Raw genomic sequence first — 13,086 nt, forward strand, 5'->3', positions numbered from 1 at the left:
GAGGGCGCTTGCCCCCGATAGCGCCGGTTCAGATAAAACATCTGTGTCTGACACGCCGTCAGCGGGGGCAAGCCCCCTCCCACCTAATCAGGCAATTATTGCCGCAATGACCCGCGCAACGAATGCGGCTGCGCCGCATCGATGTGCACATCGGCAAACTGGCCGATCAGGGTTGGATTATCGCAACGGAAGTTTACGATTCGGTTGTTCTCGGTACGCCCCTGCAATTCGCCCGGGTCTTTTTTCGAATAGTCGGTGACCAGGATGCGCTGGACAGACCCGACCATTTGTCGGCTGATCTCGAAACCCTGCTGGTTCAAGCGGTGTTGCAGCGCATTGAGGCGCTCTTTTTTCAGCGCTTCCGGGGTGTCGTCCGCCAGGTCGGCCGCCGGGGTGCCGGGGCGTTGGCTGTAGACGAACGAATAGGAGAAGTCGAAGCCGACATCTTCGATCAGCTTCATGGTCTGATCGAAGTCTTTCTCGGTCTCGCCGGGGAAGCCGACGATAAAGTCCGAACTGATGCAGATGCCCGGCACCGCTGCGCGCAATTTGCGCAGTTTGGATTTGTATTCCAGGGCGGTGTGGTTGCGTTTCATGGCCGCCAGGATGCGGTCCGAGCCCGATTGCACCGGCAAGTGCAGGTGCTTGACCAGTTCCGGCACTTCAGCGTGGGCCTGGATCAGGCTGTCGGAGAACTCCAGCGGGTGTGAGGTGGTGTAGCGGATGCGCTCGATACCGTCCACGGCAGCCACCACGCGGATCAGCTCCGCCAGGTCGGCCAGGCGGCCATCCTCGGTCAGGCCGCGGTAGCCATTGACGTTCTGGCCCAGCAGGGTCACTTCGCGCACGCCGTTTTCGGCCAGGTGGATGATTTCCGACAGCACATCATCAAATGGCCGGCTGACTTCTTCACCGCGTGTGTAGGGCACCACGCAGAAGGTACAGTACTTGCTGCAGCCTTCCATCACCGACACATAGGCGCTTGGCCCATCGATACGGGGTTCGGGCAAGTGGTCGAATTTTTCGATCTCCGGGAACGACACATCCACCTGCGGCAGCTTGGTAGCGCGTGCGGCATCGATCATTTCCGGCAGGCGGTGCAGGGTCTGCGGGCCGAAGACCACGTCGACATAAGGTGCGCGGTCGCGGATCGCGGCGCCTTCCTGGCTGGCCACGCAACCGCCGACGGCGATCACCATGTCCGGGTTGGCCAGTTTCAATTCGCGCCAGCGGCCCAGTTGCGAGTACACACGGTCCTGGGCCCGCTCGCGGATCGAGCAGGTATTGAGCAGGATCACGTCGGCATCTTCGGCGCGGGCGGTGACTTCCAGGGCCTGGTGTTCGCCCAGCAGATCGACCATGCGCGAGCTGTCGTACTCGTTCATCTGGCAACCGTGGGTTTCGATGTAAAGCTTCTTGGCCATGGGAATCGTCAACTGGTGGTAAAGAACCGCGCATTATAGGGGGCATGCCCATTGGTTCCTAGCGTTGTGCATCGGGTGCCATGCTATAGTTCGCGCCCTCTTTTATATCCCCGATGTGTTGTTCGCCCACCATGACCAAACGTGAAGCTCCAATCTACAAGGTGATTTTCCTCAACCAGGGCCAGGTGTTCGAAATGTACGCCAAGCAGATCTATCAAAGTGATCTGTGGGGTTTCCTGGAGGTGGAAGAGTTCGTCTTTGGCGAGCGCACCCAGTTGGTCGTCGACCCGGGCGAAGAGAAGCTCAAGGCGCAGTTCGAAGGCGTGGTGCGCAGCTTTGTGCCGATGCATTCGATTGTGCGCATCGATGAAGTCGAGCGCCTGGGCACGCCGAAGATCAGCGAGGCGCGGGGCACCAGCAATGTGATGCCATTTCCGATGCCAATGCCGGAGAAGTAGGGCGGCTGTCAGGGCAGCGGTGAGAAGGGCGAACGCCCATCGGCGCTCTGCAGTTCCAGAAGGTAGTTGCGGAAAATCTGGCCCAGCACCTGGGTCGCCACTTCCAGTTCATCGCGCTGCATGTGCTCGGCGACTTCGTCGGCGGTGTCCAGCGCGTCTTCAGCGCCGTTGACCGCGGCCATTTTCAGCACGATGTAGGCCTGGACGTTGTTGGCCGGCACGCCTTCGCCCTTGAAGAACATGTTGCCCAACTGGAATTGCGCTTGGGCATGGCCCTGCAACGATGCTTTCTCGAAGTAGCTCAAGGCCTTGTTGAGGTCGCGCGCAGGGTTCTTGCTGTCGTGGAAGTACTCGCCCAACTCGTATTGCGCCTGCGCATCCCCGCCGTCGGCCTGCTTCTGGCACGCGCTCAGGGCTTCGGCCTGGCTGTCTGGCTGGGTATTGAGGGTGCAACGACCCATCGCTGGGATTAACAACGAGTTGCCGCCTGCTTGTGCATGTGCCAGCAGCGGCTGAAGGAGCAACAGGCAGCCCAGAACCAGGGTGCGGCCGGTGCGTTTCATGGGAATCGACTTACCTCTGACGGGGCACGCGGACCCTCGGGGGATCCAATAAGCGCGCATTATGAAATAAGCAGGCCTCTGCTTACAAAGTCTTTACTCGTTTTTCTGCTGCTTGGGCAAGTTATCTGCCGGATTGCAGGTGAATTCTCGGAAAAACTCGGAAATATCTGTAAGCAAAGTAGCAAATCAGACACCGTTTGCGGGGTGCCTGATGGTTGCGGCCTGTTACTTCAGTGCGGCGAAGGCGCGTTCGGCGGCGTCGAGGGTCAGTTTCAGCTCGGCTTCGCCGTGGGCGATCGAGGTGAAGCCGGCTTCGAAAGCGCTCGGTGCCAGGTATACGCCGCCTTCCAGCATCAGGTGGAAGAAGCGTTTGAACAGACCGGCATCGCTGCCCATTACGTCGTCAAAAGTGACGATATCGTCGGCACCGCTGAAGTACAGGCCGAACATACCGCCCGCCTGGGTGGTGACAAACGGAATGCCGGCGGCATCGGCGCGCTGTTGCAGGCCGTCGAGCAGGCGCGTGGTGTAGTCGGTCAGCTCGGCGTGGAAGCCCGGGCGGCTGATCAGGCGCAGGGTGGTCAGGCCGGCGGCCATGGCCAGTGGGTTACCCGACAAGGTGCCCGCCTGGTACACCGGGCCCAGCGGCGCGATGTGTTGCATGATCTCGCGCTTGCCGCCGAAGCAACCCACCGGCATGCCGCCGCCGATGATCTTGCCGAAGGTGCTCAGGTCCGGCGTGACGCCGTAGTGCGCCTGGGCGCCGCCGAGGGCGACGCGGAAACCGGTCATCACTTCGTCGAAAATCAGCACCACGCCGTGTTTGTCGCACTGTTCGCGCAGGCCTTCCAGAAAGCCTGGCGCGGGCGGCACGCAGTTCATATTGCCGGCCACCGGCTCGACGATGATGCAGGCCACGTCCTGGCCCACTTCATTGAGCATCTGCTCGACGGCGGCGATGTCGTTGAACGGCAGGGTCAGGGTGTGCTTGGCAAACGCGGCAGGCACGCCCGCCGAGCTAGGGACACCTTGGGTCAGCGCGCCAGAACCGGCCTTGACCAACAGGCTGTCGGAGTGGCCGTGGTAGCAGCCTTCGAACTTGATGATGCTGTCGCGGCCGGTGAAACCACGGGCCAGGCGGATTGCGCTCATGGTGGCTTCGGTGCCGGAGCTGACCATGCGCACCATTTCCATCGACGGCACGATCGAGCAGACCAGGTCCGCCATCTCGGTTTCCATGGCGGTCGGCGCGCCGTAGGACAGGCCGTGTTCCAGTTGCTTGCGCACCGCGTCCAGCACGTCCGGGTGGCTGTGGCCGAGGATCATCGGGCCCCAGGAGCCGACGTAGTCCACGTAGCGCTTGTCATCTTCGTCGGTGACGTAGGCGCCTTCGGCATGCTTGAAGAACAGCGGCGTGCCGCCCACGCTCTTGAACGCACGCACGGGGGAGTTCACACCGCCGGGGATGTGTTTCTGGGCATTGGCAAACAGCGTTTCGGAACGGGACATGATCGGGCTCTCTAAACTGAAATTTTAAGAAGGTCGTTGAACGCTCGGGCGCGGCGCGTGACTTCCTGGGTGCTATCGGCGCCAAACAGGCCGTGCACCACCGCCAGCAGGTCGGCACCGTGGGCCACCAGGGGTTCGGCGTTCTCCAGGGTGATGCCGCCGATCACGCAGATCGGCAGCTGCAGGCGCGCACGGGCCTGGGCCAGCATTTCGACGGTGGCGGCCGGGGCGCCGGGCTTGGTACTGGAATTGAAGAAGCGACCGAAGGCGACGTAGCTCGCACCTTCCTTGGCAGCCTGCTCGGCCAGTTCGATCTGGCTGTGGCAGGTGGAACCGATGATGGCCTTGGAGCCGAGCAGGGCACGGGCCGGGGTCAGCGGGCCGTCGGTCTGGCCCAGGTGCACGCCGACGCCGAGGCGCGCGGCCAGTTCGGCGTCGTCGTTGATAATGAGTTGGGTTTTGTAGCGCGAGCACAGCTCCCGCAGCTTTTCTGCTTCACGCAGGCGCCGGGCTTCGTCGCTGCTTTTGTCGCGGTATTGCAGCAGGGTCACGCCACCGTCCAGCGCCGCTTCGACGTAGGCGAGGAATTTGCCGGCCAACAGTTGGCTGTCGGTAATGGCGTAAAGGCCACGTAGTTTCATCAGGCAGGCCTCGTGCTGTTAAGAGCAGAAATCCAGCGGCAGACGGCGCGGCACGAACTGGCCCTGGCCGAGTTGTTCAGCGTCACGCAGGGTGCGCCAAGTGTAGTTGAGGGCCGATTGCACGGCGCTCACCAGGCCTTCGCCTTGGGCGATCCGGCCCGACAGGGCACTGGCCAGCGTGCAGCCCGAACCGTGATAACTGCCAGGCAGGCGCTGGCAGGTAAAGGTCTGGCGCGTGCCGTCGCGGCTGTAGAGGCGGTTGTGTACTTCGTGCTCGTCGCCATGCCCGCCGGTGATCAGCAAATGCCTGATATACGGCAGCAGCTTCTCGGCGCATTCGTCCGCCGAGCCTTCCGGCAGCTCGGCGAGGATGCGCGCTTCGGGCAGGTTCGGCGTGGCGATCAGCGACAACGGCAACAGCCGCTCGCGCATCGCATAACCGACCTCGTCCTTGCCCAGGCTACCGCCGCCACCGGCGCGCAGTACCGGGTCGCACACCACCGGCAGGTGCGGATGCGCCTGCAGCAGTTCGACCACGGTGTCGACCATCGCGGTGGAACCGAGCATGCCGAGCTTGACCGCCGCCACTTCGGAGTCGCCGAGCACGGCATTGGCCTGGGCCAGTACCCATTCGCGGTCGAGCACGCGGAAGTCGCTGACGTTGACCGTGTTCTGCACGGTCAGTGCGGTGATGGCCGGAGCCGCATGGCAACCCTGGGCGAGCAGGGCTTCGATATCTGCCTGCAAGCCGGCGCCACCACTGGGGTCATGGCCGGAGAGACAGAGGACAACGGGGCGAGAGCTGTAGATATTCATGGTGCGCGAGCTTACCACCAAACGCTTTTGGCGGGGCTGTTGCGCGAAAGAGGATTTTCACCGCGGGTGGAAGGTTTCAGCAATCCAGGTCAGTGCATGAATATTGCTGAAAGCACCGTTCTAGAGCCTTTCAAAAAATTATTTCAATGGTGTCCAATAGCCTTTAGTGGCTATGCTAAAGTGGATCCAAACTACTAACTGTATTGCCGGTGTACGTCTTCTCAAAAGGAATGGGGGGCTTTTTGACATAACCGGGCAGGCCACGCTGGGGCTCTATGCGCTATTTGCTGATTTTATTGTTGTGCGGGCTGCCGCTGCTCGCCAGCGCCATCGAGTTCAACCAGGACACGCGAAGCCTGCCGCTGGGTCGAGCCTTGCAAGTGCTCGAAGACCCGACCGATGCCCTCACGATCGCCGATGTCAGCGCACCCTCTGCCGTCACGCAGTTCAAGCCCCACGATAAAGACACGCTCAACGCCGGTTACTCACGTTCGGTGTTCTGGCTCAAGGTCAATCTGCACTACCTGCCTCAGAATCCTGAAGCCCAACGCACCTGGTTGCTGGAGCTGGCCTACCCGCCGCTCGACCATCTGGACCTGTACCTGCCCGACAGCACAGGCACCTATCGCCTCGCCGGGCGCACAGGGGATGCGCTGCCGTTTGCCGCCCGTGAGATTCGCCAGAACAACTACCTGTTCAAGCTCGACTTCACGCCGGGCGAAGCGAAAACCGTCTACCTGCGCCTGCAAAGCGAAGGCTCGATCCAGGCGCCCTTGACGCTGTGGTCCAGCACCGCCTACCTGGAACAACAGCCGCTGCGCCTGTATGTGTTGGGCCTGATCTACGGCGTGTTGCTGGGCATGCTGGTGTACAACCTGTTCATCTATCTCAGCGTGCGCGACACCAGCTACCTCTATTACATCCTGTATATCGCTTCATTCGGCATGTACCAGCTGTCGGTCAACGGCGCGGCAGTGGAGTACTTCTGGCCGGACAACCCCTGGTGGGCGAATGCGGCGACGCCGTTCCTGATTGGCTCGGCCGCGTTGTTCGGCAGCCTGTTTGCGCGCAGCTTTCTGCACACGGCCCAGCACAGCCGCTGGATCAACCGTCTGTTGCTGGGGCTGGTGGCGTGTGGCGGTGTGGTGATGCTGCTGTCGTTGATGACCAGCTACGCCCTGGCGCTGCGCCTGGCCACCGGCTTGGCGCTGGTATTTACCGTGACCATCTTTGTCGCGGCCATCAAGGCCTGGTATTGCGGGCAGCGGGTGGCGCGCTATTTCATCATTGCCTGGTCGGCGTTCCTGCTCGGCGGGGTGGTCAATACCCTGATGGTGCTGGGCTACCTGCCGAATGTGTTCCTGACCATGTACGCCAGCCAGATCGGTTCGGCGATCGAAGTAGCGTTGTTGTCCCTGGCCCTGGCCGACCGCATCAACGCAATGCGTGAGCAACAGGCGCAGATCCTGTTCGATGCCAGCCAGAAGCTCGAAGTGCTCAACCAGCAATTGGCCCGCAGCAACCGCCTCAAGGATGAATTCCTCGCCACCCTGACTCACGAACTGCGCACCCCGATGAACGGCGTGATCGGCTCCCTCGAACTCATGCAAACCGTGCCGCTGGATGCGGACCTGGCGCAATACCAGCAAACCGCTGCCGGCTCGGCGCGGGACATGATGCGCATGGTCAACGGCATCCTCACCCTCACCGAGTTGCAGGCCGGGCGCCTGGTTGCGCGGCCCGAGGTGTTCAGCCTGCGCGGTACGCTCGACACCTTGCGCCAGCAGTTCAGCGCCAGCGCCCAGAGCAAGGGCCTGGCCTTTTCCATCGATGTGGCGGACGAGCTGCCGGACCGCGTGCTGGGCGATGCCGACAAACTGCTGCAGTGCCTCGATTGCCTGCTGGATAACGCCTTCAAGTTCACCCACGAAGGTTCGGTGCGCCTGCGGCTGGTCGGTGTGCCCCACAGCGATGGTCGCCTTCGCCTGAGTTTTATCGTCACCGACACCGGGATCGGCTTTGCTTTCCTTGATGAAGCCACCCTGTACCAGCGCTTCTTCCAGCTGGATGGCTCCACCACTCGCGAGTACGGCGGCCTGGGCATCGGCCTGGCCATCTGCCGGCAACTGGTCGAACTGCTGGGCGGGCGCCTCACCCATCATTCCGAGCCGCGCAAAGGCAGCCGCTTTCAGCTGGAAGTAGAGGTCAGCCCGGTCCCGTCCGAGTCAAAGCCTGGACCGGACAAACAACGTGCGCCCCAGGAATGCTCGGTGCTGCTGGTGGATGACAACAGCGTCGGCCAGTTGGCGGTGCGCGGTATGTTGCTCAAGCTCGGTTACCGGGTGAAAACCGTGGACAGCGGCCCGAGCGCGCTGGCGGCGTTGCAGGCAGCGGATTTCGATGCAGTGCTGTTGGATGTTCCAGAAGGCGGTTTCTCGTTGTGCTGTCAGATTCGTGCGTTGCCTGGCTGCGGCGAATTACCGGTGATCGCCTTGAGCTCGTCACTGAATGTGTCGGAGCGCGAGGGCTGCCATGGCATCGGGATTTCCGAGCGCCTGGCCAAGCCAGTACGTTTCGAGGCGTTGCAGGTGGTGTTGGAGCGTCGGTTGTTGTGTCCGTTAGAGGGCAAAAGCGCCGGACAATCGGCGGGTATGTCACTTTTTTAAGCGGTATGACGGTGCTTAACTGAAATGCAGGCCTCAACTGAACGTGGCCTTTTTTCTTGGAGGCCCGTCATGAACCTGCATCAATTTGCCGAAACCCACGACGTCACCAACCAGCCGCCGTCCCTGGACGGCACCAACCTGTACCGTATCGATCTGCCCCTGCAGGAATGGTCGCGCCGCTTTGGCGCCGGCTGGGCGCAGGCGCGTATCGACGCCTACGGTGCGTTGGCGGGTGGGCCGTTGATGGAAGCCGGGTTCCTGGCCAACCAGAACAAGCCGGTGTTCAACAGCCATGACCGTTATGGTCGTCGCATCGACCTCGTGGAATTTCACCCGGCTTATCACGAGCTGATGCGCACCGCCGTCGAACACGGCCTGCCGTCACTGCCCTGGGCCCATCCGCAGTCCGGCGCCCACGTGGCCCGCGCCGCCATGACCTACCTGCACAGCCAGGCCGAAGCGGGCACCGGCTGTCCGCTGACCATGACCTTCGCCTGTGTGCCGGCGCTGCGTTTGCAGCCGGACCTGGCCGATATCTGGCTGCCGAAAGTCCTCGGCACCCAATACGATTCGCGCAACGTTGGCATCGCCCACAAGGCCGGTGCCACCATCGGCATGGCCATGACTGAGAAGCAGGGCGGCACCGATGTGCGTGCCAACACCACCCGGGCATATCCGGTGGGCGCTGGCGGGCCAGGGCAGGCCTATGAACTGGTGGGCCACAAGTGGTTCTGTTCGGCACCGATGTGTGATGCGTTCTTGACCCTGGCGCAAACCGACAAGGGCCTCACCTGTTTCCTGCTGCCCCGGCACCGTCCGGATGACACACGCAACGAGTTCTACATCCAGCGCCTGAAAAACAAACTCGGCAACTGCTCCAACGCTTCCAGCGAAGTCGAATTCCGTGGCGCCCTGGCCTGGATGATCGGCGAAGAAGGCCGTGGCGTGCCGACCATCATCGAGATGGTCGCCATGACTCGCTTCGATTGCATGGTCGGCTCCAGCGCCCTGATGCGCCAGGCGCTGACCCAGGCCAGCCATCATTGTGCCCATCGTTCGGTCGGCGGCCGCGTGCTCAGCGAGCAGCCGTTGATGCAGAACGTGCTGGCGGACCTGGCGCTGGAAAGCGAATCCGCACTGGCCCTGAGCCTGCGCATGGGCCGGGCGCTGGATCATCTGGACGATGAACAGGAAGCCAAGTTCGCCCGGCTGGTGACGGCGGTGGGCAAGTATTGGATCTGCAAACGTGCGCCAGCGATGATCAACGAGGCCGCTGAGTGCATGGGCGGCGCGGGGTATGTGGAAGACAGCATTCTGCCGCGCCTGTACCGTGAGGCACCGGTGAACTCGACGTGGGAAGGGTCCGGCAATGTGCAGTGCCTGGACGTGCTGCGGGCGTTGTCGAAAGAGCCGGGCGTGCTGGAGGCGCTGTTTGTCGAACTGGGCGATGGGCACGGCGACCGGCAGCTGGCGCGGCATATCGAGCAGTTGAAGTCGGCATTCATGGACACCCAGGACATCCAGTACCGTGCGCGGCAACTCACCGAAGACATCGCCGTGGCATTGCAGGCCAAGTTGTTGCTGGAGGCGGGGAATGCGGCGGTGAGTGATGGGTTTATTGCCAGTCGGTTGGGTGGCTTGTCTGGCCGTGTGTATGGAACCTTGCCACGCGGCGTAGATGTGGAGGCTCTCATCGCCCGCTCCACCCCCAATCTATCGGACTAAAATGCGGTAAACATGTGGGAGGGGGCTTGCCCCCGATAGCGGTGTGTCAGCGATAGATGTGTTGGCTGACAATCAGCTATCGGGGGCAAGCCCCCTCCCACATTTACCGCATTCCAACTCTGGTGTTTCGGTGAGGCCGGTATACAGGCAAGATAAAGGCCTGCAAGTCAGAACACAGGATGCTTACCGTGACCGAAGCTTTTGTTGTCGTTCAAACCGCTGAAGAAGCCGTGGACCGGCTGGCGGCCCTGCACGAGCGTGCCACTGGCGCGCTCAATCAAGCCCTCAAGCAATACCTCAAAGACCGCGTCGAGCCCGACGCCGAACAACGTGCGCTGTTTCGCTACCCGGAACTGCGCCTGACCTACCATTGCCACGGCGAAGTCCCACAGACCACCCGGGCGTATGCCAAGGTCCAGTTGCCGGGAACCTACAGCGTCACCGTCACCCATCCTGCGGCGTTCCGTAAATACCTGCTGGAGCAACTGGTGCCGTTGATGCACGACTTCACCGTGACCGTGGAAGTCGGCGTGAGCCAGCAGAACATCCCGTACCCGTACGTGGTGGAGCAGGGCGACGAACTGGCCGGTTCCGGCGTGACCGCCGCGACCCTGGCCCGTGTATTCCCCAGCACCGACCTGTCGGCCGCCACCGATGGCATCGCCGACGGCTTGTACGACTGGGAAAACACCGACCCACTGCCCCTGGCACTGTTCGATGCGGCCCGCGTGGACTTCTCCCTGCGCCGCCTGGTGCACTACACCGGCAGCGACTGGCGCCATGTGCAGCCGTGGATCCTGCTGACCAACTACCACCGGTATGTCGACCAGTTCATCCTGCATGGCCTGGAGCAACTGCGCAGCGACCCGCGCTTTATCCGCATGGTGCTGCCGGGCAACGTGGTGATCGACAAGAGCATGGATCACGGCGAGGCGTCGGCAATTGCCGCCGGTGTGGTGTGGCACCGTTACCAGATGCCGGCCTATCACCTGCAGGCCACTGATGGCCATGGCGTGACCCTGGTGAACATCGGCGTCGGCCCGTCCAACGCCAAGAACATCACCGACCACTTGGCCGTGCTGCGTCCGCATTGCTGGTTGATGATCGGCCACTGCGGCGGCCTGCGCCAATCCCAGACCATCGGCGACTACGTACTGGCGCACGCCTACATGCGCCGCGACGGTATTCTCGACCGCGTGGTGCCGCCGAACATCCCGATCCCGGCGCTGGCTGAAGTGCAGCTTGCGTTGCAGCAAGCGGCGGCTAACGTTACCGGCGAAAAAGGCGAAGAGCTGAAAAAACGCCTGCGTACCGGCACCGTGTTGACCTACGACGACCGTAACTGGGAATTGCGCTGGGCCCAGGAACGCCCACTGATCAACCTGTCCCGCGCCGTGGCCGTGGACATGGAGAGCGGCACCATCGCCGCGCAAGGCTATCGTTTGCGGGTGCCGTACGGCACCTTGTTGTGTGTATCGGACAAACCGCTGCACAGCGAAATCAAGCTGCCGGGTTCGGCCAACGCGTTCTATGAGCGTGCGGTCAGCCAGCACTTGAAGATCGGCATCGAGGCGGTGGACCTGTTGCGCACCGAACTCAACTCGCTGCACTCGCGCAAACTGCGCAGCTTCGACGAGCCGCCGTTCCGCTAAGCGGTTGGGATGGTCATTTAACGGTCAGGCCACTAGCATTGTCGGTCCTGACCGTTAGATGTTCCTTTGCCATGTCCCGTCCCACCCGTCCCGATTCGCGCCGCCCTGGCGTGAACCCCCCGTATTCCGCTGCGCGGCGTGTCGCCAAGGCGCCTCCGGCCGAGCCGAAGTTGATCCTGTTCAATAAACCGTTCGATGTGCTGACCCAGTTCAGCGACGAAGGCGGCCGCGCGACGCTCAAGGATTTCATCGATATTCCCGGCATCTACCCGGCGGGCCGTTTGGACCGTGACAGCGAAGGCCTGCTGCTGCTGACCAATGACGGCCAGTTGCAGGCACGGATTGCCGATCCCAAACATAAACTGGCGAAAACCTACTGGGTGCAGGTGGAAGGCGAACCCACCGAAGAACAGTTGCAACGCCTGCGCAAAGGCGTCGAACTGAACGACGGCATGACCTTGCCCGCCGAGGCTCGGCAGTTGGATGAGCCCGAGCTGTGGCCGCGCAACCCGCCCGTGCGCTTTCGCAAAAGCGTCCCGACGCATTGGCTGGAACTGGTCATTCGTGAGGGGCGCAACCGACAGGTACGGCGCATGACCGCTGCTGTCGGTTTGCCTACTTTGCGTCTGGTGCGCGTGCGGATTGGCGATTGGTCGATCGACGGCCTGGACCAAGGCCAGTGGAAGGAAGTGCCGGCGCGCTTATAAGGCGCCGGACTCGATCAGGCCGATCACCACGCTCTTGATGATGAACGCGGCCACGCCCAGGCCCAGCACGAAGAACAGAATGAACGAGCCAAAGCGCCCGGCCTTGGACTTCTTCGCCAGGTCCCAGACGATAAAACCCATGAAAATGATCAGGATCGTGACCAGGCCGGTCATCATCCATTCTTCGAAGAGGGCGGGGTCGATGTTGTTCATGGGGGATTTTTCCGACAGGGCAGGCGGGCAGTATACGGCAGCGTTACCGACGCAACATTGACCTGGATCGAAGTGCAATCCAAATGTGGGAGGGGGCTTGCCCCCGATAGCGGTGGGTCAGTTGATAAATAACTGACTGACACTCAGCCATCGGGGGCAAGCCCCCTCCCACATTTGACCTTCACCGATCTTAAGTGCGCAGGTGGGTCAGGGGCAGTTCGGTGCTGTTCAATACCTGATTGAGCACAAAGCTGGAGCGCACGCTGGTCACACCTTCGATGCGGGTCAAGTGCCCGAGCAGCAATTTCTGGTAGTGGTCCATGTCCGGCACCACCACCTTCAACTGATAGTCCGCATCCATCCCCGTCACCAAACTGCACTCCAGCACCTGGGGCAGGGTGCGGATCGCCGCCTCGAAGTTCTCGAAACGCTCGGGGGTGTGGCGGTCCATGCCGATCAGCACGTAGGCGGTCAGGCTCAGGCCGAGCATCTTTCGGTCGAGCAACGCGACCTGGCGGGCGATGTAGCCGTCATCCTCCAGTTGCTTGACCCGGCGTGAGCAGGGCGACGGCGACAAGCCGATGCGTTCGGCCAACTCCTGGTTGGAGATCCTCGCGTCGCGCTGCAATTCCGCCAAAATACTCAGGTCGTATCGGTCAAGCTTGCTCATTGGGTTGGCCTTTGTCGTAACTATTGCGGCGAATTATCCATG

The 13,086-nt window shown here is 62.0% G+C and carries 12 protein-coding genes; 5 read left to right on the forward strand and 7 right to left on the reverse strand.

From position 1 onward, the window contains the following. Positions 1-95: 95 nt before the first annotated feature. The gene (gene miaB / locus BMX59_RS22055) at positions 96-1,424 is read right to left on the reverse strand and encodes a tRNA (N6-isopentenyl adenosine(37)-C2)-methylthiotransferase MiaB (protein ID WP_093125715.1); all 1,329 of its coding nucleotides are present in this window, start codon (positions 1,422-1,424) and stop codon (positions 96-98) included. A 131-nt stretch (positions 1,425-1,555) separates the two neighbouring features. On the opposite strand from miaB, the gene BMX59_RS22060 reads away from it, so the two are divergent. After that, positions 1,556-1,882, forward strand: a complete 327-nt coding sequence (locus BMX59_RS22060) for a DUF1820 family protein (protein ID WP_003194436.1) — start codon at positions 1,556-1,558, stop codon at positions 1,880-1,882. Positions 1,883-1,890: 8 nt separating this feature from the next. Here the strand turns inward: BMX59_RS22060 and BMX59_RS22065 are convergent, their stop codons facing one another. The 4 genes from BMX59_RS22065 to BMX59_RS22080 form a co-directional block, all read right to left on the reverse strand. Beyond that, positions 1,891-2,445, reverse strand: a complete 555-nt coding sequence (locus tag BMX59_RS22065) for a tetratricopeptide repeat protein (protein ID WP_071489908.1) — start codon at positions 2,443-2,445, stop codon at positions 1,891-1,893. A gap of 225 nt (positions 2,446-2,670) precedes the next feature. Further along, the gene (hemL, locus tag BMX59_RS22070; protein WP_092248174.1) at positions 2,671-3,954 is read right to left on the reverse strand and encodes a glutamate-1-semialdehyde 2,1-aminomutase; all 1,284 of its coding nucleotides are present in this window, start codon (positions 3,952-3,954) and stop codon (positions 2,671-2,673) included. An 11-nt stretch (positions 3,955-3,965) separates the two neighbouring features. Further along, positions 3,966-4,595, reverse strand: a complete 630-nt coding sequence (gene thiE, locus BMX59_RS22075) for a thiamine phosphate synthase (RefSeq protein ID WP_093125718.1) — start codon at positions 4,593-4,595, stop codon at positions 3,966-3,968. A gap of 18 nt (positions 4,596-4,613) precedes the next feature. Beyond that, complete coding sequence (locus tag BMX59_RS22080) at positions 4,614-5,411, reverse strand: hydroxymethylpyrimidine/phosphomethylpyrimidine kinase (protein WP_093125722.1); 798 nt, start codon at positions 5,409-5,411, stop codon at positions 4,614-4,616. 275 nt (positions 5,412-5,686) lie between these two features. Here BMX59_RS22080 and BMX59_RS22085 point away from each other — a divergent pair, with 275 nt between their 5' ends. The 4 genes from BMX59_RS22085 (at position 5,687) to BMX59_RS22100 (ending at position 12,161) form a co-directional block, all read left to right on the forward strand. Further along, positions 5,687-8,077 carry a hybrid sensor histidine kinase/response regulator gene (locus BMX59_RS22085; RefSeq protein WP_093125726.1) on the forward strand — a complete coding sequence of 797 codons (2,391 nt, stop codon included), beginning with the start codon at positions 5,687-5,689 and terminating at the stop codon, positions 8,075-8,077. A gap of 69 nt (positions 8,078-8,146) precedes the next feature. Continuing rightward, positions 8,147-9,802: an acyl-CoA dehydrogenase family protein gene (locus tag BMX59_RS22090; protein WP_092248186.1), complete on the forward strand. Its 1,656-nt coding sequence runs from the start codon at positions 8,147-8,149 to the stop codon at positions 9,800-9,802. Positions 9,803-9,981: 179 nt separating this feature from the next. Next, positions 9,982-11,454, forward strand: coding sequence for an AMP nucleosidase (gene amn / locus BMX59_RS22095; RefSeq protein ID WP_161630243.1), 1,473 nt, complete (start codon positions 9,982-9,984; stop codon positions 11,452-11,454). Positions 11,455-11,525: 71 nt separating this feature from the next. Next, positions 11,526-12,161: a pseudouridine synthase gene (locus BMX59_RS22100; RefSeq protein WP_093125731.1), complete on the forward strand. Its 636-nt coding sequence runs from the start codon at positions 11,526-11,528 to the stop codon at positions 12,159-12,161. Here the strand turns inward: BMX59_RS22100 and BMX59_RS22105 are convergent. Continuing rightward, positions 12,156-12,365 carry a DUF2788 domain-containing protein gene (locus BMX59_RS22105; protein WP_025999909.1) on the reverse strand — a complete coding sequence of 70 codons (210 nt, stop codon included), beginning with the start codon at positions 12,363-12,365 and terminating at the stop codon, positions 12,156-12,158. The two genes, BMX59_RS22100 and BMX59_RS22105, sit on opposite strands and share 6 nt — an antisense overlap. Positions 12,366-12,564: 199 nt before the next feature. After that, complete coding sequence (locus BMX59_RS22110) at positions 12,565-13,044, reverse strand: Lrp/AsnC family transcriptional regulator (RefSeq protein ID WP_003194418.1); 480 nt, start codon at positions 13,042-13,044, stop codon at positions 12,565-12,567. Positions 13,045-13,086: the final 42 nt, after the last annotated feature.

The sequence above is a fragment of the Pseudomonas sp. NFR09 genome (assembly GCF_900111535.1).
Classification (GTDB): Bacteria; Pseudomonadota; Gammaproteobacteria; order Pseudomonadales; family Pseudomonadaceae; genus Aquipseudomonas; species Aquipseudomonas extremorientalis.

Coding starts and splice junctions, on each gene's coding strand:
- miaB (WP_093125715.1), bottom strand. CDS start 1,424: ATGGCCAAGAAGCTTTACATCGAAACCCACGGTTGCCAGATGAACGAG.
- BMX59_RS22060 (WP_003194436.1), top strand. CDS start 1,556: ATGACCAAACGTGAAGCTCCAATCTACAAGGTGATTTTCCTCAACCAG.
- BMX59_RS22065 (WP_071489908.1), bottom strand. CDS start 2,445: ATGAAACGCACCGGCCGCACCCTGGTTCTGGGCTGCCTGTTGCTCCTT.
- hemL (WP_092248174.1), bottom strand. CDS start 3,954: ATGTCCCGTTCCGAAACGCTGTTTGCCAATGCCCAGAAACACATCCCC.
- thiE (WP_093125718.1), bottom strand. CDS start 4,595: ATGAAACTACGTGGCCTTTACGCCATTACCGACAGCCAACTGTTGGCC.
- BMX59_RS22080 (WP_093125722.1), bottom strand. CDS start 5,411: ATGAATATCTACAGCTCTCGCCCCGTTGTCCTCTGTCTCTCCGGCCAT.
- BMX59_RS22085 (WP_093125726.1), top strand. CDS start 5,687: ATGCGCTATTTGCTGATTTTATTGTTGTGCGGGCTGCCGCTGCTCGCC.
- BMX59_RS22090 (WP_092248186.1), top strand. CDS start 8,147: ATGAACCTGCATCAATTTGCCGAAACCCACGACGTCACCAACCAGCCG.
- amn (WP_161630243.1), top strand. CDS start 9,982: ATGCTTACCGTGACCGAAGCTTTTGTTGTCGTTCAAACCGCTGAAGAA.
- BMX59_RS22100 (WP_093125731.1), top strand. CDS start 11,526: ATGTCCCGTCCCACCCGTCCCGATTCGCGCCGCCCTGGCGTGAACCCC.
- BMX59_RS22110 (WP_003194418.1), bottom strand. CDS start 13,044: ATGAGCAAGCTTGACCGATACGACCTGAGTATTTTGGCGGAATTGCAG.